24 protein-coding genes are annotated in these 25,178 nt (G+C 67.8%); 10 read left to right on the top strand and 14 right to left on the bottom strand.

Annotated features, from left to right (window positions below; all coding sequences use genetic code 11):
• Nucleotides 1-73 precede the first annotated feature (73 nt).
• Both NAM01S_RS04440 and msrB read left to right on the top strand, forming a co-directional pair.
• Nucleotides 74-1,432 (top strand): glycosyltransferase family 87 protein, encoded by a 1,359-nt coding sequence (locus NAM01S_RS04440; protein ID WP_253798296.1) that lies wholly within the window; start codon nt 74-76, stop codon nt 1,430-1,432.
• Nucleotides 1,429-1,872, top strand: a complete 444-nt coding sequence (gene msrB, locus NAM01S_RS04435) for a peptide-methionine (R)-S-oxide reductase MsrB (RefSeq protein WP_067779651.1) — start codon at nt 1,429-1,431, stop codon at nt 1,870-1,872. Before NAM01S_RS04440 ends, msrB begins: the two co-directional genes overlap by 4 nt.
• A gap of 147 nt (nt 1,873-2,019) precedes the next feature.
• Here msrB and hemQ read toward each other — a convergent pair whose 3' ends face one another.
• The 7 genes from hemQ to NAM01S_RS34725 all read right to left on the bottom strand — a co-directional run bounded on the left by hemQ (nt 2,020) and on the right by NAM01S_RS34725 (nt 6,496).
• Nucleotides 2,020-2,715, bottom strand: coding sequence for a hydrogen peroxide-dependent heme synthase (gene hemQ, locus NAM01S_RS04430; protein WP_067779648.1), 696 nt, complete (start codon nt 2,713-2,715; stop codon nt 2,020-2,022).
• Nucleotides 2,716-3,194: 479 nt separating this feature from the next.
• Nucleotides 3,195-3,431 carry a hypothetical protein gene (locus NAM01S_RS37150; RefSeq protein ID WP_372511611.1) on the bottom strand — a complete coding sequence of 79 codons (237 nt, stop codon included), beginning with the start codon at nt 3,429-3,431 and terminating at the stop codon, nt 3,195-3,197.
• Between the two features lie 93 nt (nt 3,432-3,524).
• Complete coding sequence (locus NAM01S_RS37145; RefSeq protein WP_373862644.1) at nt 3,525-3,698, bottom strand: transposase; 174 nt, start codon at nt 3,696-3,698, stop codon at nt 3,525-3,527.
• 243 nt (nt 3,699-3,941) lie between these two features.
• On the bottom strand, nt 3,942-4,502 hold the full coding sequence (locus tag NAM01S_RS34735) for a hypothetical protein (RefSeq protein ID WP_157107589.1): 561 nt from the start codon (nt 4,500-4,502) through the stop codon (nt 3,942-3,944).
• Complete coding sequence (locus NAM01S_RS04420; protein WP_067779642.1) at nt 4,499-5,347, bottom strand: hypothetical protein; 849 nt, start codon at nt 5,345-5,347, stop codon at nt 4,499-4,501. Before NAM01S_RS04420 ends, NAM01S_RS34735 begins: the two co-directional genes overlap by 4 nt.
• A 13-nt stretch (nt 5,348-5,360) precedes the next feature.
• Complete coding sequence (locus NAM01S_RS34730; protein ID WP_157107588.1) at nt 5,361-5,660, bottom strand: hypothetical protein; 300 nt, start codon at nt 5,658-5,660, stop codon at nt 5,361-5,363.
• Nucleotides 5,660-6,496, bottom strand: a complete 837-nt coding sequence (locus NAM01S_RS34725) for a hypothetical protein (RefSeq protein ID WP_157107587.1) — start codon at nt 6,494-6,496, stop codon at nt 5,660-5,662. Before NAM01S_RS34725 ends, NAM01S_RS34730 begins: the two co-directional genes overlap by 1 nt.
• 497 nt (nt 6,497-6,993) lie before the next feature.
• Here NAM01S_RS34725 and NAM01S_RS34720 point away from each other — a divergent pair, with 497 nt between their 5' ends.
• A complete protein-coding gene (locus NAM01S_RS34720; RefSeq protein ID WP_157107586.1) occupies nt 6,994-7,491 on the top strand; it encodes a hypothetical protein in 498 nt (165 codons plus the stop codon).
• A gap of 261 nt (nt 7,492-7,752) precedes the next feature.
• On the top strand, nt 7,753-8,673 hold the full coding sequence (locus NAM01S_RS04415) for a hypothetical protein (RefSeq protein WP_157107585.1): 921 nt from the start codon (nt 7,753-7,755) through the stop codon (nt 8,671-8,673).
• A 510-nt stretch (nt 8,674-9,183) separates the two neighbouring features.
• Here the strand turns inward: NAM01S_RS04415 and NAM01S_RS04410 are convergent.
• On the bottom strand, nt 9,184-10,530 hold the full coding sequence (locus tag NAM01S_RS04410) for a protoporphyrinogen oxidase (RefSeq protein ID WP_067780091.1): 1,347 nt from the start codon (nt 10,528-10,530) through the stop codon (nt 9,184-9,186).
• Between the two features lie 217 nt (nt 10,531-10,747).
• Nucleotides 10,748-11,803: a uroporphyrinogen decarboxylase gene (gene hemE / locus NAM01S_RS04405; protein ID WP_067779637.1), complete on the bottom strand. Its 1,056-nt coding sequence runs from the start codon at nt 11,801-11,803 to the stop codon at nt 10,748-10,750.
• A gap of 204 nt (nt 11,804-12,007) precedes the next feature.
• On the opposite strand from hemE, the gene NAM01S_RS04400 reads away from it, so the two are divergent.
• Nucleotides 12,008-12,559: a DUF3000 domain-containing protein gene (locus NAM01S_RS04400; protein WP_067780087.1), complete on the top strand. Its 552-nt coding sequence runs from the start codon at nt 12,008-12,010 to the stop codon at nt 12,557-12,559.
• A 22-nt stretch (nt 12,560-12,581) separates the two neighbouring features.
• The gene (locus NAM01S_RS04395) at nt 12,582-13,850 is read left to right on the top strand and encodes a ribonuclease D (protein ID WP_067779634.1); all 1,269 of its coding nucleotides are present in this window, start codon (nt 12,582-12,584) and stop codon (nt 13,848-13,850) included.
• A gap of 586 nt (nt 13,851-14,436) precedes the next feature.
• Here the strand turns inward: NAM01S_RS04395 and dxs are convergent.
• Complete coding sequence (dxs, locus tag NAM01S_RS04390) at nt 14,437-16,335, bottom strand: 1-deoxy-D-xylulose-5-phosphate synthase (protein WP_067779632.1); 1,899 nt, start codon at nt 16,333-16,335, stop codon at nt 14,437-14,439.
• A gap of 241 nt (nt 16,336-16,576) precedes the next feature.
• Between dxs and glsA the strand changes: the two genes are divergently transcribed.
• The 3 genes from glsA (at nt 16,577) to NAM01S_RS04375 (ending at nt 20,084) form a co-directional block, all read left to right on the top strand.
• Nucleotides 16,577-18,442 carry a glutaminase A gene (glsA, locus tag NAM01S_RS04385; protein WP_084482486.1) on the top strand — a complete coding sequence of 622 codons (1,866 nt, stop codon included), beginning with the start codon at nt 16,577-16,579 and terminating at the stop codon, nt 18,440-18,442.
• Nucleotides 18,443-18,508: 66 nt separating this feature from the next.
• Nucleotides 18,509-19,192 carry an SIMPL domain-containing protein gene (locus NAM01S_RS04380; protein ID WP_084482439.1) on the top strand — a complete coding sequence of 228 codons (684 nt, stop codon included), beginning with the start codon at nt 18,509-18,511 and terminating at the stop codon, nt 19,190-19,192.
• A gap of 88 nt (nt 19,193-19,280) precedes the next feature.
• On the top strand, nt 19,281-20,084 hold the full coding sequence (locus NAM01S_RS04375) for an enoyl-CoA hydratase (protein ID WP_067779629.1): 804 nt from the start codon (nt 19,281-19,283) through the stop codon (nt 20,082-20,084).
• A 52-nt stretch (nt 20,085-20,136) separates the two neighbouring features.
• Here the strand turns inward: NAM01S_RS04375 and NAM01S_RS04370 are convergent, their stop codons facing one another.
• From NAM01S_RS04370 to NAM01S_RS04355, 4 genes are all read right to left on the bottom strand, one after another.
• The gene (locus NAM01S_RS04370) at nt 20,137-20,502 is read right to left on the bottom strand and encodes a VOC family protein (protein WP_067779626.1); all 366 of its coding nucleotides are present in this window, start codon (nt 20,500-20,502) and stop codon (nt 20,137-20,139) included.
• A gap of 103 nt (nt 20,503-20,605) precedes the next feature.
• Entirely contained in the window at nt 20,606-20,908 is a 303-nt protein-coding gene (locus NAM01S_RS04365) for a DUF1330 domain-containing protein (protein ID WP_067779623.1), read from the bottom strand.
• A 26-nt stretch (nt 20,909-20,934) separates the two neighbouring features.
• A complete protein-coding gene (locus NAM01S_RS04360) occupies nt 20,935-22,329 on the bottom strand; it encodes a class I SAM-dependent RNA methyltransferase (protein WP_067779620.1) in 1,395 nt (464 codons plus the stop codon).
• Nucleotides 22,326-24,317: an APC family permease gene (locus NAM01S_RS04355; RefSeq protein WP_067779610.1), complete on the bottom strand. Its 1,992-nt coding sequence runs from the start codon at nt 24,315-24,317 to the stop codon at nt 22,326-22,328. Before NAM01S_RS04355 ends, NAM01S_RS04360 begins: the two co-directional genes overlap by 4 nt.
• A gap of 193 nt (nt 24,318-24,510) precedes the next feature.
• Between NAM01S_RS04355 and NAM01S_RS04350 the strand changes: the two genes are divergently transcribed.
• Nucleotides 24,511-25,176, top strand: coding sequence for a potassium channel family protein (locus NAM01S_RS04350; protein ID WP_067779607.1), 666 nt, complete (start codon nt 24,511-24,513; stop codon nt 25,174-25,176).
• The last annotated feature ends 2 nt before the right edge of the window (nt 25,177-25,178 follow it).

Genomic DNA, 25,178 nt, shown 5'->3' with positions numbered 1-25,178 from the left:
GCATGGGCTGCGTCGCCGCGCCGAGACATATCCCGGCAACCTATCCGCCGCCCATCCGGTGTACCGTGCCCCAGTGTTACTTCGACAGCTCGAGCCCCGCACCGCTCGCACCACCGCCGAGGTGATCAAGTTCGCACTCTGGCCGCTGGCGGTCATGACGGTGCTGAATAGGGTATTCATCAAGGCTGTCAACGGGTTCATCACCGACGACTACAAGCCGGTCTACAACGCCTCGCTGGCCTTCCTCAACGGCCGCCCGGTCTACACCGCCAACTTCGATTCGGTGGACCCGCACTACCTGTATCCGCCGGGTGGCACGCTGCTCATCGCGCCCATCGCGCTGATCGATCCCGAGAAATCGCGTTGGTGTTTCATCCTGCTGAACGCCGCCGCGATCCTGCTCGCCTGGTACCTGCTGCTTCGACTGTTCAAGTACACGCTGAAGTCGGTGGCCGCGCCCGCGCTGCTGCTGGCCATGTTCATGTCCGAGACGGTCATCAACACACTGGTCTTCACCAATGTCAACGGCTGCATCCTGCTGGCCGAGCTGCTGTTCCTGCACCTGTTGCTCGCGCGGCGCGATCTGTGGGCGGGCGCGATACTCGGAGTGAGCATCACCGTGAAACCCACGCTGGCTCCGCTGGTGTTGGTCGCGGCGGCGCGCGGGCAGTGGAAGGTGTTCATCACCGCCATCGGTGTGCCGATCGCGCTCACCGCGATCGCCTGGCCGCTGCTGAAGGACCCTGAGCAGTTCTTCACCAGGACGCTCCCCTACCTGCTGGAGACCAGGGACTACTTCAACAGCGCGATCGCGGGCAACGCCGCCTACTACGGTCTGCCGGACGCGTTGACCTGGGGCATCCGCCTCACCATGGCCGGGCTGGTGGCGATTTCGCTGTGGATCCTCTACCGCTACTACCGCGAAGACGAGCTGTTCTTCGTCACCACGTCGTCGGGTGTCCTGCTCACCGCGGAGTTCCTGCTGACCGGCCTCGGCCAGATGTACTACTCGATGATGCTGTTCCCGTTCCTGATGTCGGTGGTGCTGCGCAACTCGGTGCTGCGCAACTGGCCCGCATGGCTGGCGATCTTCGGGTTCATGTCCTACGACAAGTGGCTGTCGGACCGCTGGCAGAGCTTCGGACGCAACCTCGAGTACCTGCGCATCACGTTCGGCTGGGGTCTGCTGCTCATCGTGGTGTTCTGCGTGCTCGGCGATCGCTATCTGGCCGCTCGCCGGGAAGGCCGACTGCCGTTCGGCATCGATCCCGTGTGGATGCGGACCGCGCCCGACAGTCGTGACGGCGCCGAGGCGGATGTGGCGGACGAGTCCGTCGCGGCCACCGCCGACCGAGCGCAGGCCCCGGCTTCGCCCAGGTCAGCCAACGGGTCGGCGCCCGCCGAGGAGAAACGTATTAGCGTGGAGCAATGAGTTCCGACGCCGAAACGTCTCTACCCGCGCCACGACTCCAGCTGACGCCGCAGCAGTGGCGCGCCAAGCTGGATCCCGAGGAATACGCGGTGCTGCGCGAGGCCGCGACCGAACGACCCTTCACCGGTGAGTACACCGACACCAAGACCGAGGGCGTGTACAGCTGTCGCGCCTGCGACGCCGAATTGTTCCGCAGCACCGAGAAATTCGAGTCGCACTGCGGGTGGCCGTCGTTCTTCGATCCGGCGAAATCCGACGCGGTGATCCTGCGTTCGGACAATTCGCTGGGCATGCACCGGGTCGAAGTGCTGTGCGCGAATTGCCACAGCCACCTCGGCCACGTGTTCGAGGGCGAGGGCTATCCCACGCCCACCGACCAGCGCTATTGCATCAACTCCATCGCTCTGCGGCTGCACCCCTCGGACAGCGCAGCCGGGTAGCCGACCGAACGCTCAGCGCAGAATACGGGTCCGAGGACCCGCCGTGCATGCCCCGAATCCTCGGGGCATGCAGGGTGTTCGCCGCGTCCGGGCGCGGCCGGTAGTCGAGCGGGTCGGGCCCGACCTCGTCCAGGCGCCCGTCGGCGCTCAGGGCAGCGCGGCGATGAGCTTGTCGATCTCGACTCGCGGACCGGTGAAGAACGGCACCTCTTCGCGGACGTGCAGGCGCGCCTCGGTGGCTCGCAGATCGCGCATGAGATCCACGATCCGGTGCAGTTCCGGCGCCTCGAAGGCGAGGATCCACTCGTAGTCGCCGAGCGCGAACGAGCTCACGGTGTTGGCGCGCACGTCCGGGTAGCCGCGGGCGGCCTTGCCGTGGTCGGCCAGCATCTTGCGACGCTCCTCGTCGGGCAGCAGGTACCACTCGTAGGAGCGCACGAACGGGTACACGCAGATGTAGTTGCCCGGGTCCTCACCGGCCAGGAACGCCGGGATGTGGCTCTTGTTGAACTCCGCGGGGCGGTGCAGTGCCACATTGCTCCACACCGGGGCGCTGGCCCGGCCGAGTTCGGTGGTCCTGCGGAAGTCCGCGTACGCCGCCTGTAGGTCCTCGACCCGCTCGGCGTGCGTCCAGATCATGAAGTCGGCGTCGGCGCGCATGCCCGCCACGTCGTAGATACCGCGCACCACCACGTCCCGCTCGGCGAGCCCGTCGAAGAACGCGCGCGCCTCCTTGACGGCCGCCTCGCGGTCCTCGCCAAGCACGCCCGGCTGCACCTGGAACACCGAGAACATCAGGTAACGGATGGTGGAGTTGAGAGCTTGATAGTCGAGTCGCGCCATGTTTCCTATCGTGCCACTGGGGTGAATTCACTCGACCGCGCGGGCCGGCGTGAGACGTCGTGGTCGACGCCTTGTCGGCCGACCCCATGCCGTCGGGTCGCGCCGATGGGCCGAGTCACGATGTCGGGCGGGCACACCCGAGACGGCGGGCTCATCGACGTCAGCCCGCCCGCACCTCGTGGCGGCACGATCACCGGTTCCAGTAGTAATTGCCGAAGTCCAACGAAGTCGGCCACCCTCGAGGCCCCCCGAAGCGGAGCTGCGTGTAGTCCGGTTGTGCGCGTCGTGCGGCGGGCAGGGCCAGGCCGTTCATTTCATCCTCGTCTCTAACTGGCAAACACTCCGCTGTGTGGACTAGCTGACGATCGATCAACGGATACTGCCGCCGCGCGTCCGGTGAGCGCAACTCACACCCGTAGCTCTCCCAGCGCGAACACGTCCGTGGAACGGGCGTGTCCGATTTGGTCTCGGCCTTGCGCCTAAGAGCTCCTATCGGGTTCGGTGCTGAGTCGTCGCCAGCAGATCAGTGCTGCGGCGAGGTCGAGGAATCCGTGGTGGATGTCGGTGCGTCGTTCCCATCGGATGGCCAGCCGCCGGTACTGGTGCAGCAGGGCACAGGTCTGCTCGATGATCCAGCGGCCGGCGGTGACCTTGTCGCGGGTGCCGCAGCGGGCGATGTAGCCGGTGATATGTCGTTGCCGCAGTTGCGAATACACGCTGGGATTGTCCGCGATCAGGGTGGTGATCCGGCGGCGGGGTTTCCCCGGCCGCCCGCGCAGGAGTGCAGTCCCGCAACCTGCGCCAACAGGTCATTCCGGACCCGAAGCCGAGCCCCTGGGGCAGGTCTTCCCATCCGATCCGGTGATCAACACGAACAAGATCCCCTGCAGCACCAGACGGGAGTCCATCTGGGGTGGTCCCGGTGTCCCGGCCGGTTTCACCGGCAGTAGCGGTTCGATTACCGCCCACAACTCGTCATCCACGATCCAGGGTGCTGCCACAGCGAAACGTACTGCACTGCAACGCAACCCAACGCCAACCAGCCGAACCGGTCAGGAGCTCATAGTTCTGGTAGCACCGGAGCCATTGCCGGGTGGCCAGGGCGTGAGTGAGGGTGTGATTTCGGGGATTCGACTTCGATGCAATGCTCTCGGTCGCCGATCCAGTATTCGGGCAGCGCAACAAAATACAACTGTCGCGTTAGACCGGTAGATACACACAGCCTTTCATGAAGCCGAAGGAATGCGAGGGCCTTTCAATGTTCGGATCATTCCCACCAGAATCGGCGCCCCGGCCTGCGCTCCTTGTTCATCTCCCGCTGTAAAGCGCAGTTCACCCCGCCACCCATCGATGCTGGCTTGCAACGTATATGCCGGTCGTGCAGTGTTGGGATCTTGGAGGTCGCCTAGCGGTTCTACGATTTCAATAACCGTCACCCCGTCGACGGTCAGGCGCTGAACCCGAGAATTATCAGGAATCGATTTTGTCTCGTTGTTTTCTTGGTGCAGCAGTACATGCCCAAGTTGCTTACCGCCCTCGGTGGCCGACTTTTCGTAGAAACATCCAGCAAACGCGTCGATCTGGGAATTCATGGACTTCGACTGCGCTGGTTTCGCCGTCAAGTCGGAGACGTGGTAGCGGTTCGCGAAAAACTGCCTCGGATAATCGCATAGCTCCTGCAAGGTATGCTCATTCAAATACAGCTCTACCGGCTGAGACGTTGGCGTGAACTGACATCCGGTAAGGACCAAGGTTACAGCTGACAAGAAAACGGTGCGAATTCTCACTTAGCCGTCCACTTTTCACGGTTCGGCCTGTCGATCGATACGACCTGTTCGTCGATTTGGGGCCATTTGTTGAGATGGAATGATTTAGGATTATCAATGGCACTGTTAATGATTGTTACTTGACCTCTCTCAGCTATTAGCGTCTTTCCGAGATTGAGCCCATAATCCACCACATTCTTAATAATAGACGCTAAGGCGTCGATAGCGTCGGAGACGCCCCATGGCGCTCCCACACCAGTGGCGATCTTGCTGAGCGCAGCGGTCAGATCGACCAAGAATCCCGTGATGTCAGATACGAGAGTGGAATAGAATTCCCAGGACAAGTCGGCGACGTCGCGTAGAGCTTTGCTCACGGTGTCACAGATTCCGCTGGCAGTGTCTGTCGCAGCGACCTGAAGTTGCTGCGCCGCAAAGTGGGCGTCGGCAGATTGCCCGCTCCAGGTGCTTCGAAGATCCGTTTGCGTGAAAACCCAATTTCGAGCCTGGTTAACTTCCGTCTGTAGGTTCAGCCATTCTTCACTGACCTGAACGAAGGCTATAGGAGCTTTAAGTCCGTCAATCGCGCTCTGCAGCTTCTCCAAAAGCTCTTGAATTTTTCTCTTGATCTCTTCCTTATGTTCTTGCATATACCCCGAGAAGTCATCCTCGGTGATCGATCCATACGCATATCCGGCTACGCCCCCGAAAACGCCGAACATTGAGGCCCCTTCCGCTGCAGCTGCCCACTTCGCCGCCTCACGAAAGGCCTCCTCAACGTCTTGCGGGGAATTTCGGATCTCTTCGACTTTTTCCGAGAATTGAGCCAGAACCGCGTTTATCTCGTCAAGGGACTTTGTAGCACCCATTCGTCAATTCCAGTCAGTATCGAGTTTGAGCAGGACGTTCGCGAAGTTCTGATCCTGCTCCATTGGCGACATGCTCGAGGGCATCACCCATGGACTCCGCTTCTTGACTTCCTTCGTTCATTCTGTCGTACATATACTGGGCTGCTTTCAAGTTCGCATCCCAAGCATCTCGAAATAGGCCCCATACGACTTCTTTATTGCCATTCTGAATGCCTTGAGCCTTCGTAGCACCTTCCTTTAGATCTTTGGATGCATTTTCCCAGGATCTGGCGGATTTGACCAATTGGTTCAGGTCGGCTGAAAAGTCCGGCATTACGACGTTCTCCTCAAGTAGTCTTTATATTCGGCCAACTCGCGCACGAGCTCTTCATCGGAACAGTGCGACCATGCTCCTTCTTCGCTAAACTTCGGCCGATTCTCGCGAATTTGGTTGGCGCAGTCGAGTATATCGTTGGCAATATAAGACGGGTCGACGGTTGTGGCCCATTCTGGGCTGATGCTAATTCGACTTATTCGGGACAGGTTTGCCACCACGGTTACCGAGTAAGTGCCGAAGGTAGTTCGGGGACCGTTAGCCGAGTACTCGTCCCGCCCCCGCAGCACTCGTTCGACGGCTTCGAATTGAGAACGTGACCGGGCGCCGAGTAGCGCAATTATCTGCGCCCGCCGGGATGGCATTACACTCAATTCCGCAAACCGCCCCCGCGTGATCAAAGGAGCGTCATGCTTCCAAAGCGCAAGGTAGTAGCCTGCCATTGCCGCCTCGGAAATATTTCCGGGGTCCAGCCGACTGTGCAGGTTGCGATTCACTTCAACACGAATTGGGAGTCGATCAGCATCGAGGGTCATTTCGATGAGGCCGGCCCGGAGGAGCATCGATTCGGAACCGCTATCGGTAGCGTTTCGATACGATTCCCGACGGCCCCAATTCGATTCGGCGACGCCTCTTGACGGTGCCGCTCCGTAGGGGAATGCAATGTCAGGAGTCCCCATGGAAACGTCTCTATCGAAATTTGTTAATTTAGGAACTTGCTTGGGCTTTGATGTCTGGTTGACTTCAAGTGGCGCTTCGTCCCAAAACTCGTCTGGATCGTCATAATGGTTGTACCACCGCTTGTTGCCATTGCCACATCTCCTCGCAGCCGCCAAAACGGCTGCATTCCTTCACTAAGGTCAAGTACTGAATTCAGTAACTGGATTTGATCCGCACTTGACCTTGTCTGGTTCTACATCTCTGCCGTGCGACCGCACTCCAGACCGACAGGAACCCCCGACGGGCATTGGCGGACCATCGTCACATGCGACACCGCGAAAGCGGCCAGATGCTTTGCGGCCGCCCACAAAGACGCCCCTACTGCGCATTGTTCATCATAGAGGCCTACCGCACCATGTTCGACTCCCCCAGTCCCGCAACAGGTTTCAGCGGGTCGCAACCCTCAAAGGTCCGCCGTCAGCCTAACGTCCGAATCCGTCGGTGGCAAGCGGTCTCGGCCCCGGACCGTAATCGCACTTCAATTCCCCCACAAGCGATCGCACTGAGCAGCACATTCGCTGAGCGATCAGCACCCACATCAGCCATGGTCTACGCTGGCCCAGTGAATGAGGGGACCTGTCCGATATGTCGTCGAAGTGACCAGTGCCAGAAGGTGTCTGCGATTTACGCGGCCGGCACTTTGCAGGGGCATGGCAGCTCATATGACAACAGGAACGGCCGCAAGACCAGCATGTCCACTCAGACGGTATTGGCGCAACAACTCTCACCACCAGTGCTGAAACCCAACCTGGCGAACTTCGCGCGAGGAATCACAGCATTGGTTGTCGGGCTGTCCGTGCATGTCTTCGCTATGCTGGTGATTTCCACACTCGGAGCGTCGCTGGTTGTCACTGTCCTTGCGCCGCTCTGTCTGTCAAGTTGGCTACTGATACCCGGCGTGCCCGTCACTATCACCGGTGTGGCCCGGGTTATACGCCTGAAAGCCGATCTGCCACGGCGGCAAGCCATGTGGCGAGTTTGGAACAACCTGTACTTCTGCTCCCGCGACGACGTTGCCTTCCTACCCGATGGTCCACCGTTCCACCCCAGCCGACTTCCTGGCTTCATGGCCACCACCTCCGGCCCCTTCGTCGGCATCGCGGCGGTCTGACACCGCTTTCAAGCGGCAATTGGATAGCATGATAGTTGTATCTGGCTGTTTCGTAATTGTTCTCGCTGGTCCAGGAGTTCGCGTGCGTAGAAGCGCGACTGCGTTCGCTGCGGCCGGCACGCCTAGGTCGCGGCCTACTGGCCGGACGGCCCGTGCTGCCGCACCTGCAGCGATCGCGCTCTGCGGGTCCGGGGCTGCTGCCCGGGCTGCGGCCAGGACCGCATCCTTCCCGGGCTGAGAGCGGACCCCGATCTGCACTGGATGCGCCGGCTTCCGGCTGTCGGTCGACTGCGTCCGCTGCGGCACCGAAGGCAAGCTGCACCGCGGCAAGCTCTGCAGCCACTGCTCCTCGTCGACCGGCCCCGAGGTCTGCTCGACGACGGAACCGGGCAGGTCCGGCCCGAACTGACGCCGCTGTTCGACGCGTTGACCGCGATGAAGAACCCGCTCACCGGCGTGACCTGGCTCTACAACCCCTACGTCCCGCGCTTCCTCCGCGGCCTCGCCGATGGCTCGATCCCGTTGACACACAACGCCTTCGACGAGCTGGAGCCCTGGCGGGCGGCCGCACACCTGCGCGAACTGCTGGTGAGCTGCGGCCTGCTGCCGGAGGTCGACAAGCAGCTGCTGTTCTTCCAGCGCTGGCTGCCCGGTCACCTCGCCTCGATCGGCAATCGCCATCATCGCCGGATCGTGAGAGAGTTCGCGACCTGGAAGGTTCAGCCCTGGCTGCGAGCGCGGGCTGACCGCGGGCCGCTGACCCCGAGCAGTCGTCGCAACGTCGGCGGCGGACTGGAATACCGACTACCCGACTACCGGGCCCTGCCAGTCCGGAACTCCGGTACCTGCCAGCTGGCGACCCGAGTGACTGAGAAATCGAATGGCCCGCTGTCACGAGAACAGCGGGCCATCTTCCTGCTCGGGTCGCTACTTCAGCGGGCTCGGCGGGGGCTATCCAGTCCCAACCCCAGAAGGGCCTCCTACCCGCTGGCCAGTACCACGAGTGGAGGGGTCGACATTGTCTCCCTTCGGCTCCTCCGCATCGGAGGGAGGAGCGATCGGCTCTGCCCGTTGACGGCAATGGCGCCTACGGCGCCAAGTCGCCAGCAGCTCTTTCAGCACGAAAGAGATCACATGCTTCAAGACGTAGAGCCCGATCCAAGCTGCCCACTCCCCGAGTGAAGTGGGCACTGGCAACGATTCCAGGACATCGATATTCATGACACTCCGTCACATCAGCCCTCCCAAAAGGGAGAAGTGATATCGCTGTTCGAGAACAGCGCCGTGGGGACAAGTCACGGGAGGAGGTTGGGTGTCCCCTAGCACCCCAACGGTTCCCGCTCCCGAGCAGTTCCCGACGGACCGGAACACCGACTACCTGAATACCGGCCCCTGCCAGTCCGCAACCCCGATCCAGCCAGCGATTCGGCGATGCGGCGCGCGGCGTTCCCACCGGAGGCGACGCAGCCGGGGACGCCGACGCCGTGCCGTCGGGGCGACGCTCGGTGAATCGGGCCGAGCCACGCTGTCGGGCGTGCATCCGGGGCTGCGGGCACATCGATGCCGGGGGTGACGCGCCGCTGTCGGGGCGGCACCGCTCGACCGGGCCGAGCCACGATATCGAGCGGCTTACCTGCGCCGAGCGACGCCGGCCAGTCGATGTCCCCGCCGCGCCGGGGAGGCTGAGCGCGATCAGACCAGAGATTCGGCGATGCGGCGCGCGGCGTTTTCGCCGGAGGCGACGCAGGCCGGGACGCCGACGCCGTGCAGGTATCCGCCCGCCAGCGCGAGTCTGTCGAGATCTTCTGTGGCGGACTCGATCTCGGCGATGCGGTCGACGTGGCCGACGGCGTACTGGGCCAGACCGCCCGGCCAGCGCTGCACGATCGCCTCCTCGGGATCGATGACCGCGCCGGTGACGGTGGCCAGGTCTTCGGTGGCGGCGGCGATCAGCTCGGCGTCGGACCAGGACAGCGGGGCGTCGTCGCCGAACTTGCCGAACGAGGCGCGCACCAGCGCGGTCTTGCGCTCGGCCAGGTGCGGCCACTTGCGGCTGGACAGCGTGAAGGCCTTGGCGCGCAACGATTCTCCGGTCGCCACGAGGATGCCGGAGTTGTCCGGCAGCGCGGTGTCCCTCGGGAGCGACAGCGCGACGACGACCGAGGAGGACAGCTCGATCCCCGCGGCCGCGTCCGCCGCCCGCGGCGCGACATAGCGCAGCAACGTGGCGGTGACCGGCGCCGGGGTGGCGAGCACCACCGCGTCCACCAGACCGATCGGATCGAGGACCCAGCCGCCGGTGGCGCGGGCGAGCCGGGTGGCGGGTGTGGCGGTGACGAAGCGGGCGGCCGCGGCCTCCGCCAGCGCGTCGAGCAGCACCCGGTACCCGTCGCGGATGCCGCCGAAGACCGGGGTGTCCGACGGCGGCGGCAGCGCGGCGGCCACGGCGTGGGTGAGGCTCGGCGCGCCCGCGTCCAACGCGGCGGCCAGGCCGGGCAGGGCGGCGCGGACACCGATGGAGCGGGAGCTGCCCGCGTAGACCCCGCCGAGCAGCGGGTCGACGCTGCGCTCGGCGACCTGTGCGCCGAACCGGTCGGCGACCAGGCTGTACACGTCCAGGTCGGCGTCCGGGTACCAGGTCAGTGCGCGCTGGGGTTCGGCGGCGACCCGCGCCAGCGTGTCCTCGTCGACCAGGCCGCGCAGCGACTCGGCGTCGGAGGGAATGCCCATGAGGGTGCGCGGCGGCAGCGGGTGCGCCTCGCCACCCGCCCAGACGAGGGGACGCCGCCCGGCGGGTGTCACCAGCTGGTCGGTCAAGCCGAGTTCGCCGAGCAGCGCGGGCACTTCCGGCCTGCGCCCGACGAACGCCTCGGCCCCCAGATCCAGTGGCTCGCCGCCCATTTCACCGGTGTGCAGGATGCCGCCGAGCCGTTCCGCGCGATCGAGCACCACGATGTCGGCGTCCGCGCCGAGCCGCGTGCGCAGCCGGTACGCCGCAACGAGACCACTGATCCCACCGCCGACAATCGCGATCCTCATGATTGCGACGGTATCCCGTTCGCCGCCCGTTTCCGCCGCCGCCCCGCTGTCCGCTTCGTCACGCCGGGCGATCCACGCCGACAACTGCGGCCCCAGCGCACGCGATCCGCCGCGCCGACCGCACGCCCACAATCCGCAACACCCACGCGCCCGATCGCGCGCCGCAGAACCGCGCCGCCGCCGTGTCGACGCGACGGCCCAGCCTAGAGGGATGGATCTAGAGCTCGTGGACGAGCTCGACCAGAGCGGTGAGCACACCCGGGTCGGTGTCCGGCAGAACACCGTGGCCGAGGTTGAAGATGTGGCCCGCCGCGCCCATCGTGATGGCCTGATCGGCCTCGCGGGCGATCCGCCTTGCCTCGGCTTCGACGGCCTCGGGACCGGCGAAGAGGATGGCCGGATCCAGGTTGCCCTGCAAGGCTTTTCCGGCGCCGACGCGGCGGACCGCCTCGGTCAGCGGGACCCGCCAGTCGACGCCGACCACGTCGGCGCCCACCTCGCCCATGGCGCCGAGCAGTTCGCCGGTGCCGACGCCGAAGTGGATGCGCGGCACGTCCGCGTCGGCGATCTCGGCGAAGACCCGCTCGGAGTGCGGCAGCACGAAGGTGCGGTAGTCGGCCAGCGACAGCGCGCCTGCCCAGGAGTCGAACAGCTGTACCGCGTCCACGCCGGCGGCCAGCTGCGCCTGCAGGAACACGATGGTGATGTCGGTGAGCGCGCCGAGCAGTTCGTGCCAGGTCTTGGGGTCGGCGTGCATCATCGCCTTGGTGCGCTCGTGATGCTTGCTCGGCCCGCCCTCGACCAGGTACGAGGCCAGCGTGAACGGCGCGCCCGCGAAACCGATCAGCGGGGTCTGGCCGAGCGCGTCGGTGAGCAGTCGCACGCCTTCGGTGACCGCGTGCACCTCCTCGGGCCGCAGCCGGGGCAGCGCGCGCACGTCGTCGTGGGTGCGCACCGGCGCGGCGACGACGGGGCCGACGCCGGGCACGATGTCGAGGTCGATACCGGCCGCCTTGAGCGGAACGACGATGTCGGAGAACAGGATCGCCGCGTCGACGCCGTGCCTGCGGATCGGCTGCATGGTGATCTCGCACACCAGCTCCGGGTCGAAGCAGGACTCCAACATGCCGATGCCCGCGCGCAGTTCGCGGTACTCGGGCAGCGAACGTCCGGCCTGGCGCATGAACCACACCGGGCGCCGACTCGGGGTGGCGCCGGTGGCGGCGGCCAGGAACGGGGCGTCGGTCAACCGGCGGCGATTGTAGGTGCTCATCACCGCTATCGTATGCGCGCCCGGCGGGCGGCAACGGACCGGCCGAACCGGGCCGTCGCGGGCACTGAGCGGCGCGCCTCCGCCCACGCCGCGTGCACAAGGTCTACCGTCGCTTTTGTGACACCGCTCGACTTCCGCGACGGCGCCGCACCGACCGAAGGCCCCCAAGGCGAACCTGCTCCATTTCGCGCCGCGGTCGAGGCGATGGGCACCGCAACTGTGCATCCTCGGATCGAGCTCGCGCCCATCCGGCCGCCGCAACGCCTCGCGCCGTACTCCTACGCCGTCGGCGCCGAAGTCAAACATCTCGAGACGCCCGTGGTTCCGGTCGATTCCGAGGGTGACGCGTTCGGCAGGCTGATCCTGTTGCACGACCCGGACGGCGACGACGCCTGGCACGGGGTGTTCCGTCTGGTGGCCTACATCCAGGCCGACATCGACGCCGCGCTCGCCACCGACCCGCTGCTTCCAGAGGTGGCCTGGAGCTGGCTTGTCGACGCGCTCGAGTCGCGTACCGAGCCGTTCACCGCGCTCGGCGGCACCGTCACCTCGACGAGTTCGGTGCGCTACGGCGACATCGCGGGCCCCCCGCGCGCCCACCAACTGGAGCTGCGCGCCTCGTGGACCGCGCTCACCACGGAGATGCGTCCGCACGTCGAAGCGTTCTGCGAGGTGCTGGAGTATTCGGCGGGTCTGCCGCCCGCGGGAATCACCCATCTGCGCCCGCAGTCGTATACCAGCAACGACCACAACTGACCACAACGTAAAGTTCAGGTCTATGCCGGTAGGAGACCAGCCCGAAGACGGGCGCGCGGGAGACAGCACAGCGGAACCTCTGCTCGCCCCCGTCGATGGAGTGCCGCCGGTTCTGGCCACCGCGGACGAGGTCGCCGCGGCGGCGGCGAAGCTGGCGACGGGCACCGGTCCGCTCGCGGTCGACGCCGAACGCGCCTCGGGCTTCCGTTACTCCGCGCGGGCCTACCTGATCCAGCTGCGCCGTGCGGGCGCGGGCACCTTCCTGATCGACCCGATCCCGGTGACGGACGCGCTCGCGCCGCTGGCCGAGGCGATCAACGACCTGGAGTGGGTGCTGCACTCGGCCGATCAAGATCTGCCGGGACTCGCGGAACTGGGGCTTCGTCCCGCGCGGTTGTTCGACACCGAGCTCGGCGGCAGGCTGGCCGGATACGAGCGGGTCGGGTTGGCCGCGATGGTCGAGAAGCTGCTTGGACGGGCGCTGCGCAAGGGCCACGGCGCCGCCGACTGGTCGACCCGCCCGCTGCCCGCCGACTGGCTCAACTACGCCGCGCTGGACGTGGAGCTGCTGCTGGAGCTGCGCGCCAAGGTCGCCGCCGACCTGGAGGTGCAGGGCAAGACCGATTGGGCGGCACAGGAATTCGAGCACATTCGCACCACGGAACCGCCCGCGCCCAAGGCCGACCGGTGGCGGCGCACCTCCGGCATCCACACCCTGCGCCGCGCGCGTCAGCTCGCCGTCGTGCGCGAGCTGTGGACGACGCGGGACGCGCTGGCCCGCGCCCGTGACGTCGCGCCCGCGCGCATCCTGCCCGACTCGGCCATCGTCTCCGCGGCGACCGCCGACCCGCGCACCATCGCCCAGCTGCGCGCCCTCCCGGTGTTCGGCGGCCCGCGCCAGCGACGGTATTCGCGGGAATGGCTCGGCGCCATCGATCGCGCCCGCGCGCTGCCGGACAGCGAGCTGCCGCCGCTGACCCAACCGTTCGACGGTCCGCCCCCGCCGAACCGCTGGGAGCGCCGCGACCCGATCGCCGCGGCCCGTCTGGCCCGCGCCCGCGCCGCGATGGGCGAGCTCTCGCTCGAGCACGCCATCCCGGTCGAGAACCTGCTCTCCCCCGACCTGGTCCGCAGACTGTGCTGGGACGGACTGCCGGAATACGATCGCGGCGACACCGCCGAACTCGCGGCCGCGGTCGACGGCTTCCTCAAGTCCGGCGGTGCCAGGCCTTGGCAGCGCGAACTCGCCGTTCCTCGCCTCACCATCGCGCTGGCACCGACGCCCGCCTGAGTTCAGCGCTGTCGGACGTCCCACCGGCGACGCCCGTTTCCCCGCGGCGCGCATCGCCTCCTGGCGAACCGTCGCGCTCATACCGACGGCTGTCCGGTATCGCGCTGCCGATTTCCCGTTCGACGTCCCTACGGCCTCGGTAGCGCGAATTCGCCGTCCCCGGCTCCCCGCACCGCCGTACCCGCGCCTGCCGCGGTCGGGGCGTCGCGACCGACGGGCGACAGCGACCGACGGGCGACAGCGACCACGACGGCCACGGCCACGGCCACGGCCACGGCCACGGCCTATCCACTACCCCACGAGGCGGTCCGGCGCGGAAGCCGAATCACCTCGCCGCTGAGCCCACCGCTGCTGCCGACCGCGCGCGCAGCGGCCCGGCCACACCGCGAGTCCCGACCCCACGCCCGATGGGCGGATCCACCGACTGGACACCTGTCGACGAGGAACGCGACGCGCGGATTGCGGAGCGCGTTGTGCCACTTCTGCGTGGCGGCCGAGAGGGGCGGCCGAGCGAGAATTCCGGGGCCGACAACACGACGCGCCCCGCGCTCGGTGGTCCGAGACGGGGCGCGTCGAGATCGCGGAGTCAGTTGGCGTCGAGCCAGCCGGTGATGCGCCGGGCGATGTCTACGGGGGTGAGGCCGAGTTCCTCGTGGACCTGGTTGCGCGAGGCGTGGTCGAGGAACTGTTGCGGGACGCCGAGGTCGCGGGTGGGGACGTCCAGACCGGAGGAGCGCAGGCGGGCCGAGACGGTCGAGCCGATGCCGCCGTGCAGGCCGCCGTCCTCGAGGGTGACCACCAGGCGGTAGTTCTCCGCGAGCTTCACCACGGTGTCGGAGACCGGCAGCACCCAGCGCGGGTCGATGACGGTGACCGAAACGCCTTCCGGCGCAAGCAGATCCGCGACTCGCAGCGCCGTCTCGGCGAACGAGCCGACCGCGACGACCAGCACGTCACCGCGCTGCGCCTGCGCCGAGCCGCCCTCGGCGTCGGGCAGCCGAAGCACGTCGACGCCGTCGAGACGTTCGACCGCCGGGATGTCCTCGGTCACGCTGCCCTTCGGGAAGCGCAGCGCGGTCGGCCCGTCGTTCACGGCCAGCGCCTCGCCGAGTTCCTCGCGGAGGGTGGCGGCGTCGCGCGGTGCGGCGACCCGGATGCCGGGGATGATGCCGAGCACCGACAGGTCCCACATGCCGTTGTGGCTCGCGCCGTCGGAGCCGGTGATGCCCGCGCGGTCGAGCACCACGGTGACGGGCTGCTTCAGCAGCGCCACGTCCATCAGCAGCTGATCGAAGGCGCGGTTGAGGAAGGTCGAGTAGATCGCGACCACCGGGTGCAGACCGCCGAGCGCGAGACCGGCCGCCGACGCCATGGCGTGCTGTTCGGCGATGCCGACGTCGAACATGCGGTCCGGGAACCGCTCGCCGAACGCGGCGAGACCGGTCGGGCCCGGCATTGCGGCGGTGATGGCGACGATGTCGTCGCGCTGCTCGGCGTGCGCGATCAGTTCCTCGGAGAACACCGAGGTCCAGCCGACCGCCTTCGGACCGCCGACGGGACGTCCTGTGAGCGGGTCGATGGGGTCGCAGGCATGCATCTGGTCGGCGACGTGGTTCTCGGCGGGCGCGTAGCCGCGGCCCTTCTGGGTGACCGCGTGCACCACCACCGGACCGCCGAAGTCCTTGGCGCGGCGCAGCGCCGCTTCCATGGCGGCGACGTCGTGGCCGTCCACCGGGCCGACGTACTTGAGCCCGAGATCGCTGAACAGCTCCTGCGGGCTCACGGCGTCCTTGATGCCCGCCTTCACCGCGTGCACCATCGAGTAGGCCGACTCGCCCACCCGCGGAATGCTCTTGAGAATCCGCTTGCCCGCGTCCAGCGCGACCTCGTAGGCGGGCTGGGTGCGCAGCGCGGTGAGCCGCTCGGCGAGGCCGCCGATGGTCGGCGCGTAGGAGCGGCCGTTGTCGTTGACGACGATCACCACCGAGCGGTCCGGCGCGGCGGCGATGTTGTTCAAGGCCTCCCAGCACATGCCGCCGGTGAGTGCGCCGTCGCCGACGATCGCGACGACGTGCCTGCCCTGCCCGGTGAGCTGGAACGCCTTGGCCAGCCCGTCGGCGTAGGACAGCGCCGCGGAGGCGTGCGAGGACTCCACCCAGTCGTGCGGGCTCTCCGCACGGCTCGGGTAGCCCGACAGGCCGCCCTGCTTGCGCAGACCGTCGAACTGGTCCTTGCGGCCGGTGAGGATCTTGTGCACGTAGGCCTGGTGGCCGGTGTCGAAGATCAACGGGTCGGCGGGCGAATCGAAGACCCGATGCAGCGCGATGGTCAGTTCCACCACGCCGAGGTTCGGTCCTAGGTGACCGCCGGTGGCGGCGACCTTCTGCACCAGGAACTCGCGGATCTCCTCCGCCAGCTCCTTCAGCTCGGCCACGTTCAGCCGGCGCAAGTCTTCGGGCGTGTCGACCCGGGAAAGCACTCCCACCTGAACTCGCTCCCTCCGGATATCGCTTCTGATCCGATCAGTCTACGAAAGCGGTGACACTGCCTCTTTCCGACAACTGCCTGTCACCAGCCGACTTCGTCGTGACATGTGAGACTGGACACGCGCGAGCCGGACGAAACGTCCGGCCGTGGGCTCCACGGTACCCGTCGGCCGCGCGCGGTCCGACGGAGTCCGGCCGAAGTTCGAGCGCGTCGGCGGCGAACGGCCATACAGTGGTCGGGTGGCCGAGCCCGAGCCAGCGGTTCCGCGAACGACCGATTCCGGTGTGGTGGCACGCATTGTCGCCGAGGTGTACGCCGAGTGCCTGGCCGATCGGTCCGGCGAGCCTGCCGATTACATTCCCGAACTCGCCGCGGTGCAACCCGATTCGTTCGGCCTGTGCCTGGCCACCGCCGACGGGCGGGTGTACGGCGCCGGTGACGTGCACGCTCCCTTCACCATCCAGTCGATCTCCAAGCCGTTCACCTACGCGCTGGCGCTGGCCGATCGCGGACCCGCCGCGGTGGCCGAGCGGATCGACGTGGAGCCCTCCGGCGAAGCGTTCAACGAGATCAGCCTGGACCCGGTGACCGCTCGTCCGCGCAACCCGATGATCAACGCGGGCGCCATCACCGCCGCCGCACTGATCGACGGTCGCGACGCCGCCGAGAAATTCGAGCGGGTGCGCCGCTGCTACTCCCGTTTCGCCGGGCGCGAGCTGCGCGTGAACGAAGCCGTCTACGCCTCCGAGGCGCGCACCGGCTACCGCAACCGCGCCATCGGCTACATGCTGCGCTCGTTCGGCGTCATCGACTCCGATCCGGACGAGGCGGTGGACCGCTACTTCCGGCAGTGCTCGATAGACGTCACCTGCCACGACCTCGCCGTGATGGCCGCGACACTGGCCAACAACGGCGTGAATCCGCTGACCAGGGAGCGGGCCCTGTCGAGCACGCTGACCGAGCAGGTGCTGAGCGTGATGACGACCTGCGGAATGTACGACGCGGCGGGCGAGTGGGTGAGCACCGTCGGCATGCCCGCCAAGAGCGGTGTCGGCGGCGGCATTCTTGCGGTGCTGCCCGGGCAGATCGGGATCGCCGTCTACTCCCCTCGCCTGGACCGGCACGGCAACAGTGTGCGCGGTGTCGCGGCCTGCCGGGCGTTGTCGCGGCGGCTGGAATTGCACTTCCTGCACGTCACCCGGTCGGCGCGCACCGCGATCCGCGCCGACTACACGGTGGTGGAGGTGCCGTCCAGGACGCGGCGCAGCACCGGGGAGATCGCCGTGCTCGACGAGCACGGACACCGGGCCAGGGTCTACGAACTGCACGGCGATCTGCTGTTCGCGGGCGCCGAGGGCGCGGTGCGCGCGATCGAGGCGCGGGCAGGCGGACTGGACGCACTGGTGATCGACCTGCGCCGGGTGGGTGAGGTCAGCGCGATCGCGGTGACCATGCTCGACGAGCTGCGACGCGAGCTGGCCGCGACCGGGTGCCTTGTCGCGCTGGTGGACCCGGACGCCAAACTGGGACGCCTGATCTCGAGCGTGGACCGGGCCGACCCGCGCGGCCGCGTCTTCGTCGACCGCGACACCGCCACCGAGTGGTGCGAGGACATCGTGCTCGCCCGCCACCGTCCCGCCGACGAACCGGCGTGCACGTCGATCACAGTCGCGGAGCATCCCGCGCTTGCTGCGCTCACCCCCGAGTCCAGGGCGCGACTGGCGGCGGATTTCGAGGTGCGCACCATCGCCCGTGGCGAGGTGATCGCCCGCCGCGGCAGCGGCCGTTCCGGGCTGTATCTGATCCTGGAGGGCCGGGTCCGGCTCAGCTTCGAAGGCGCCGACGGGCGCACCCACCGGCTGGTCACGCTCTCGGCGGGCATGTCGTTCGGCGAGATCCCGATGCTGGTTGGCACCCCGTTCGTGAACGAGGCGCGAGCCGAGACCGGCGTCCGCGTCGCGGTGTTGAGCCCCGCCCGCTTCGACGTGCTCGCCCAGCGCGCGCCGCAGCTGAAGCTGGCGCTGCTGGAACGGCTCGCGGCGGGCGCGTACGCGCAGATGGACGCCGCCGTGCGCGCGATCGCGGTGCGCGGCGGGGACTATTGAGCCGTTTCATCCGTTGAGCCTGCGACGAGGACCCGACACCACCGAGCGAGCGAGGAGCGCAGCGACGTGAGCAAGAAGAAGTCCGACACCGGCACGGTCACCACCTTCGGGCAGGGCAGTGTGCGCGCCACCCCGGATCTGATGCGCGTCACCATTTCCATCGAGACGAGGGCGAGCAAGGTCGCGCTGGCCTACGGGCAGGCGGGCGAGCGGGTCGCGGCGGTCACCGCGGCGCTGCGCGGCAACGGCGTCGCCGACGCGGACATCGCCACCGGCGGGCTGTCGGTGCGCACCGAGACGGTGTGGACCGAGGGACAGGGCAACCGCATCACGGGCTATCTCGCGACCGCCGATCTGACGGTGGCGCTGCGCGACATCGACGCCGAAGCAGGGGCCGACACCGGACCCGCGACGATCATCGCCGACGCGGTGGAGGCGGGCGGCGACGACGTCCGGCTCGGCGGGCTCACCCTCACCTTCGCCGATCAGGCCGGGTTGCTCGCGCGGGCCCGCGACGCGGCATGGGACAACGCGCTGGCCAAGGCCGAGCAGTACGCCGCGCGGGCGGGCCGGACGCTGGGCTCGGTGCTGGAGATCACCGAGAACGCCGCGTCCGCACCGCCGTTCGCGCCGCGGATGCGCGCCATGTCCGCGCCGGTAGGCGAGGTCGCGTTCGCCGCCGCGGTGCCGGTCGAGCTCGGCGAATCGGAGGTGTCGGCGAGCGTGCGCGCCACCTGGGAATTGGACTGACGCAGCGACGGATTCGCCGCGATCGGCGCGCGGGCGACCCTATAGTGAAGGCGCGCGGCGGACCCGGCGCCGCGGGTCAGGAGCCGCCATGTCCTTCGTGCTCGTCGACCGGCCGCGGCCGCACGTCGCGCTGGTGACGCTCAACCGGCCGGAGCGGATGAACGCCATGGCCTTCGACGTGATGATCCCGCTGCGCGAGGCGCTCGAGCAGGTGAGCGCCGACAACGACGTCCGCGTGGTGGTGCTCACCGGTGCGGGGCAAGGGTTCTGTTCGGGCGCCGACCTGCAGGGCGCCGGGCGGGTGCCGAACACCGCGGGGCTCACGTCCACCACGGTCGCGCGCCGCTCGATGGACTTACTCAACGACGTGATGATCACGCTGCGCCGGATGCATCAGCCGGTGATCGCCGCGATCAACGGCGCGGCCATCGGCGGCGGGTTCTGCCTGAGCGTCGGCGCCGACATCCGCATCGCGGGCGAGGACGCGTACTTCCGCGCGGCGGGCATCAACAACGGCCTCACCTCGACCGAGCTCGGCATGAGCTTCCTGTTGCCGCGCGCCATCGGCTCCGCGCGCGCCTTCGAGATCATGCTCTCCGGACGCGACGTCGACGCCGTCGAAGCCGAGCGGATCGGTCTGGTCTCCCGCACCGTGCCCACCGCGAAGCTCCTCGACACCTGCTACGACCTCGCCGACCGCATCATCGGCTTCAGCAGGGTCGGCACCGAGCTCACCAAACGGATGCTGTGGAGCGGATTGGAGGCGAGCAGCTTCGAGTCGCACATGCAGCAGGAGGGCTTGGCCCAGCTCTACGTCCGTCTCACCACCGACAACTTCGACGAAGCCATCCGCGCCCGCCGCGACCGCCGCCCACCCCACTACGAACACTGATCGGACCGAGCGTCGGGTCCGATATGCGTCCGCCGCACAGCGCGTTCCGAACTCAGTCCGCCAGAAACTCGAGCCGATTGCCGACACCGTCCACGGTGAAGAACCGGCGCCGCCCCGGAATTTCCGCCGGATCGGCCCACCGCACCGGATACCCCGCACCCGCGACCGCCTCGGCCGTCGCGTCGATGTCGACGACGAACGCGGGATGCGCCTTGGCGGCGGGGCGGAAGTCGGCCTCCACACCGACGTGCAGCTCACCGTCCGGCCCACCGTTGCCGGGCACCCGGAACCAGCAACCACCACGCGCCGCCAGCAGCGGCGGCTTCGGCAACTCGGGCCAGCCGAGCACACCGGTGTAGAACGCGCGCTGTGCGCCCTCGGATCCCGGCGGACAGCTCACCTGCACGTGATGGATCACGACATCCCTCCCTCGGCATCGCCCGGTCATCGTCCAGCGCAAGGACTCTCGGGTACGCCGGCGACTCTACGCGGGCCGCTGTCCCGATCGGGGCGCTTCCGCGTCAGCTGGGGCGGTGGTCGAGGCCCTTCACCAGCAGGGTGATCGTGTCGGCGCCCGCCTCGCGGTCCTTCGAGATCTCCCGGTACTCAGGGGATTGCGACCACGCGGTGACGGCGGCCTCGTCGGGGAAGGACATCAGGACGACCTTCTCGCGGTCGGTCGTACCTTCGAGGGTGGTCGGGGTTTCGTCGGCGGCGAGCAGCGTGCCCTCGTACTTGGCGAACACCGGCAGGAAGCGCTTTTGGTAGCGGTCGTAGGCCTCGCGGTCGGTGAACTTCAGCTGGGCGATCACATACACGGTCATGGCCTGGACTCTAAGCGCCCGGTCGGTCAGCGCTCCAGTAGCGCAAGGCATTCCACGTGGTGGGTGGCGGGGAAAGCGTCGAAGGCGCGCAGGTCGGTGAGGCGGTAGCCGTGCGACTGATAGAGGCCGAGATCGCGGGCGAATGCGGCCGGGTCGCAACCGACGTGGACGATGCGGGCGGGGCCGGCCGTGGCCACCGCCGCGACGACCTCCTTGCCCGCGCCCGCGCGCGGCGGATCGAGCACCACGGCCCGCGGCGCGGCGCCGCCCACGTGCTCGGCCACCCAGCGTTCGACCCGTTCGGCCCGCAGATCCACCCAGGGCAGGTCGCGCAGCGCGGCGTGTCCGTCGGCCACGGCCGAACGCGCGGACTCCACCGCGAGCACCGATCCCCGCGAGCCGACGCGATCCGCCAGTCGCGCCGCGAAAACCCCAGCGCCGCTGTAGAGATCCCAGGCCAGGTCGCCACTGTCGAGTCCCGACCAGTCCGCTACCAGATCCGAATAACACTGCGCCGCAAGGCGATGCGCCTGCCAGAAACCGGTCGCCGCGACCTCCCAGCGCCGTCCGGCCACGTACTCCACGGCCCGCCCGGTGCCGTCGACCACCCATTCGTCACGAGCGGCGTGCGACGCGGCCCGCCGCGCCACCGCCTCGCGGCGCACCTCGTCGGGATCCTCGGCCCGTTCCTCCACCCGGCCCGAGGGGCCGACGACACCGCGCGGCCGCTCCGCGCCCTGGTTCCCGCCGTCCCTGCGCCGACCCCGCGGTCCGCCACCGTGCCGCCGCCCACGCCGGGCGGTCACCTGCTCGGCAGGCGGCAGTTCCACCAGATGCCGCACGCCGTCCCCGTCCACCGCGACGACCAGATCCGCGCCCGGCGTCCAGATCCGGTCCGCGATGCCGTCCATCGCACCCGGCACCGGCTGCGGGCAGCGCAGATCCGCGATCACCTCGGTGCTGCGGTAGCGGTGCATGCCTGCCCGCCCCTCGGCGTCGACCGGCAGCCGGATCCTGGTGCGCCAGCCGCCGCTCGCGTCGTCCGGATACCCGGCGATCGGTTCGACGACGATCTCGCGCTCGATCCCGGCGAGCCTGCGCAGCTGCTCGGCGACCACCGCCGCCTTCAGCGCCCGCTGCGCGGCGGGCGTGGCGTGCGAGAAATCGCAGCAGCCCGCGCCGCCCGGCCCGGACACCGGACAGGTCGGGGGCACCCGATCCGGCGAAGGCTCCAAAATCCGCACGGCGTCGGCGCGGCAGAACGAGCCGCCGCGGTCCTCGGTGACCGTGGCGCGAACCAGCTCGCCGGGCAGCCCGTGCCGCACGAACACGACCCGGCCCTCGTGCCTGCCGACGCAGAACCCGCCGTGTCCGGGCGGCCCGAGCCGCACGTCGAAGGTCTGGCCGAACCAGTCGGTCATACCCGGTCCTCGTAGCCGCGCCGCACCGCGCCCGGGGCGTTGATCTCGCCCGCCTGCCCGGCCCGCGTCGTCGACGAGCTCAACTGCCACGGCACCGAGGTCACCATGACGCCGGGCTCGAAGAGCAGCCTGCCCTTGAGCCGCAGTGCGCTCTGGTTGTGCAGCACCTGCTCCCACCAGTGGCCGACGACGTACTCGGGGATGAACACCGTCACCACGTCGCGTGGTGCGTCGCGGCGCACCCGCTTGACGTAGTCCAACACCGGCTTGGTGATCTCGCGGTACGGCGATTCGATCACCTTGAGCGGCACGGTGATATCGCTCTTCTCCCATTCCCGCACCAGCGCCCTGGTGTCGGCCTCGTCGACGTTCACCGTGATCGCCTCGAGCGTGTCGGGGCGGGTGGCGCGCGCGTAGGCCAGCGCGCGCCGCGTCGGCAGATGCAGCCGGGAGACCAGCACGATCGAATGCGAACGGCTCGGCAGCACGCCGTCCCACTCGTGCTCGTCGAGCTCCCTGGCGACCGAATCGTAGTGGCGGCGAATGCTCTTCATCACCACGAAGATCGCCACCATGGTCAGGATCGCGATCCAGGCGCCCGCGAAGAACTTCGTGACGAGCACGATGATCAGCACCGCCCCGGTGGCGCTGAGGCCGATCGCGTTGATCACTCGGGAACGCTGCATCCTGGCCCGCTGCGACGGATCGGTCTCGGTGCGCAGCAGCCTCGTCCAGTGCCGCAGCATGCCCGTCTGGCTGAGCACGAACGAGACGAACACGCCGACGATGTAGAGCTGGATGAGCTTGGTGACCTCGGCGCCGAAGACGACGACGAACGCGATCGCCGCGCCGGACAGGAACAGGATGCCGTTGCTGAAGGCCAGCCGGTCGCCGCGGGTGTGCAGCTGACGCGGCAGGTAACGGTCCTGCGCCAGAACCGAACCGAGCACCGGGAACCCGTTGAAGGCGGTGTTGGCGGCAAGCACCAGGATCAGGGCGGTGACGATAGTGATGAGGAAGAAGCCGATCGGAAAGCCTTGGAACACCGTCTGAGCGATCTGGGCGATCAGAGTCTTCTGGTGGTAGTCCGCTGGCGCGCCCACCAGGTGGTCGGTGTCGTGCGCGTAAACGACGCCGATCTTCTGCGCCAGGATGATGATGCCCAAGAGCAGCACGATCGCGATGCTGCCGAGCAGCAGCAGGGTGGTCGCGGCGTTGCGCGACTTCGGTTTGCGGAACGCGGGCACACCGTTGCTGATCGCCTCGACACCGGTCAGCGCGGCGCAGCCGGAGGAGAACGCGCGCGCCAGCAGAAAGGCGAAGGCGAGGCCGTACAGCTGTTCGTCCTCGGCGTCTAGTTGGAAACCGGCCGACTCGGCGTGCAGCTCCTCGCCGAGCACCATGGTGCGGAACAGGCCCCAGCCGAGCATGACGAACATGCCGATGATGAACGCGTAGGTCGGGATCGCGAACATGGTCCCGGATTCCCGGACGCCGCGTAGGTTCATCGCGGTCAGCAGCGCGATGGCCACCACCGCGAACAGCACCTTGTGGGTGGCCACGAACGGAATGGCCGAGCCGATGTTGGAGGCGGCCGAGGAGATCGACACCGCGACGGTGAGCACGTAATCCACCAGCAGCGCGCTGCCGACCGTGAGCCCGGCGGTCGGGCCGAGATTGGTGGTCGCGACCTCGTAGTCGCCGCCGCCGGACGGGTAGGCGTGCACGTTCTGGCGGTAGCTGGCCACGACGACGGCCATCACGAACGCGACCGCGAGACCCACCCACGGCGCGTACACGTAGGCCGAGATACCCGCCACCGAGAGCATGAGAAAGATCTCTTCCGGCGCGTAGGCGACCGACGACATGGCGTCGGAGGCGAACACCGGAAGCGCGATTCGCTTCGGCAGCAGCGTGTGCCCCAGCGAATCGCTACGGAAGGGCCTGCCCAGCAGCATGCGCTTGGCTGCTGTCGTCAACTTGGACACTGGAGCGAGCATAGATCCCCCGGCCATTGATCGCCCGCGGGGTGCCGCTGCGCGTCTGCGCAGGCCCACGGGTCACAAACAGGTTTGCCCGCCCCCCGAAGGGGGAAAGTGGGCCATGGACACATCCGGCGGGTACGGTTCTGCGGACAGGCAAGTAGACCGAAAGCCATTGGTCCAGGAGCGAGGTTGCACGGTGTACGTAGTGATCATGGGATGCGGTCGCGTCGGCTCGTCGCTGGCCCGCGCCCTGGTCCGGGTTGGCCACGAGGTCACCGTGATCGACCGGGATCCGAGCGCGTTCCTTCGGCTGGGTGAGGACTTCCCCGGCGAGCGCCTGGTCGGCGTCGGTTTCGACCGAGATGTGCTGACCCGCGCCGGAATCGAGCGAGCCGAGGCGTTCGCCGCGGTCTCCTCCGGCGACAACTCCAACATCATCTCCGCCAGGGTGGCACGCGAGACCTTCGGCGTCGAGCGCGTGGTCGCCCGGATCTACGACGCCAAGCGCGCCGCGGTCTACGAACGGCTCGGCATCCCGACCATCGCCACGGTGCCGTGGACCACCGACCGTTTCATGCGGACCCTCGTCGGCGATTCCAGCACGACGACCTGGCGCGATCCCACCGGAACGGTCGCGGTGACCCAGCTGACGCTGCACGAGGACTGGTACGGGCGCACCGTGCGCGATCTGGAGCGCGCGATTTCCGTCCGGGTGGCGTTCATCATCCGGTTCGGCCAGGGCCTGTTGCCCGACAGCAAGACCATCGTCCAGGCCGACGACATCGTCTACGTTGCCGCGAACTCCGGCAACGTCGGCGAGGTCGTCGCACTGGCCGGCAAGCCCCCCGCTAGCGAGGACTGATC

It is taken from the genome of Nocardia amikacinitolerans NBRC 108937 (assembly GCF_001612615.1).
Lineage (GTDB): Bacteria > Actinomycetota > Actinomycetes > Mycobacteriales > Mycobacteriaceae > Nocardia > Nocardia amikacinitolerans.
The sequence above is the reverse complement of the archived record's forward strand: the minus strand, read 5'-3'. Positions and strand labels throughout refer to the sequence as shown.

Bases quoted from the DNA above. Each gene is read 5' to 3' on its own strand.
- msrB (WP_067779651.1), top strand. From the start codon at position 1,429: ATGAGTTCCGACGCCGAAACGTCTCTACCCGCGCCACGACTCCAGCTG.
- hemQ (WP_067779648.1), bottom strand. From the start codon at position 2,715: ATGGCGCGACTCGACTATCAAGCTCTCAACTCCACCATCCGTTACCTG.
- NAM01S_RS04420 (WP_067779642.1), bottom strand. From the start codon at position 5,347: ATGGGTGCTACAAAGTCCCTTGACGAGATAAACGCGGTTCTGGCTCAA.
- NAM01S_RS34730 (WP_157107588.1), bottom strand. From the start codon at position 5,660: ATGCCGGACTTTTCAGCCGACCTGAACCAATTGGTCAAATCCGCCAGA.
- NAM01S_RS04415 (WP_157107585.1), top strand. From the start codon at position 7,753: ATGCGCCGGCTTCCGGCTGTCGGTCGACTGCGTCCGCTGCGGCACCGA.
- NAM01S_RS04410 (WP_067780091.1), bottom strand. From the start codon at position 10,530: ATGAGGATCGCGATTGTCGGCGGTGGGATCAGTGGTCTCGTTGCGGCG.
- hemE (WP_067779637.1), bottom strand. From the start codon at position 11,803: ATGAGCACCTACAATCGCCGCCGGTTGACCGACGCCCCGTTCCTGGCC.
- NAM01S_RS04400 (WP_067780087.1), top strand. From the start codon at position 12,008: ATGGGCACCGCAACTGTGCATCCTCGGATCGAGCTCGCGCCCATCCGG.
- NAM01S_RS04395 (WP_067779634.1), top strand. From the start codon at position 12,582: ATGCCGGTAGGAGACCAGCCCGAAGACGGGCGCGCGGGAGACAGCACA.
- NAM01S_RS04375 (WP_067779629.1), top strand. From the start codon at position 19,281: ATGTCCTTCGTGCTCGTCGACCGGCCGCGGCCGCACGTCGCGCTGGTG.
- NAM01S_RS04365 (WP_067779623.1), bottom strand. From the start codon at position 20,908: ATGACCGTGTATGTGATCGCCCAGCTGAAGTTCACCGACCGCGAGGCC.
- NAM01S_RS04360 (WP_067779620.1), bottom strand. From the start codon at position 22,329: ATGACCGACTGGTTCGGCCAGACCTTCGACGTGCGGCTCGGGCCGCCC.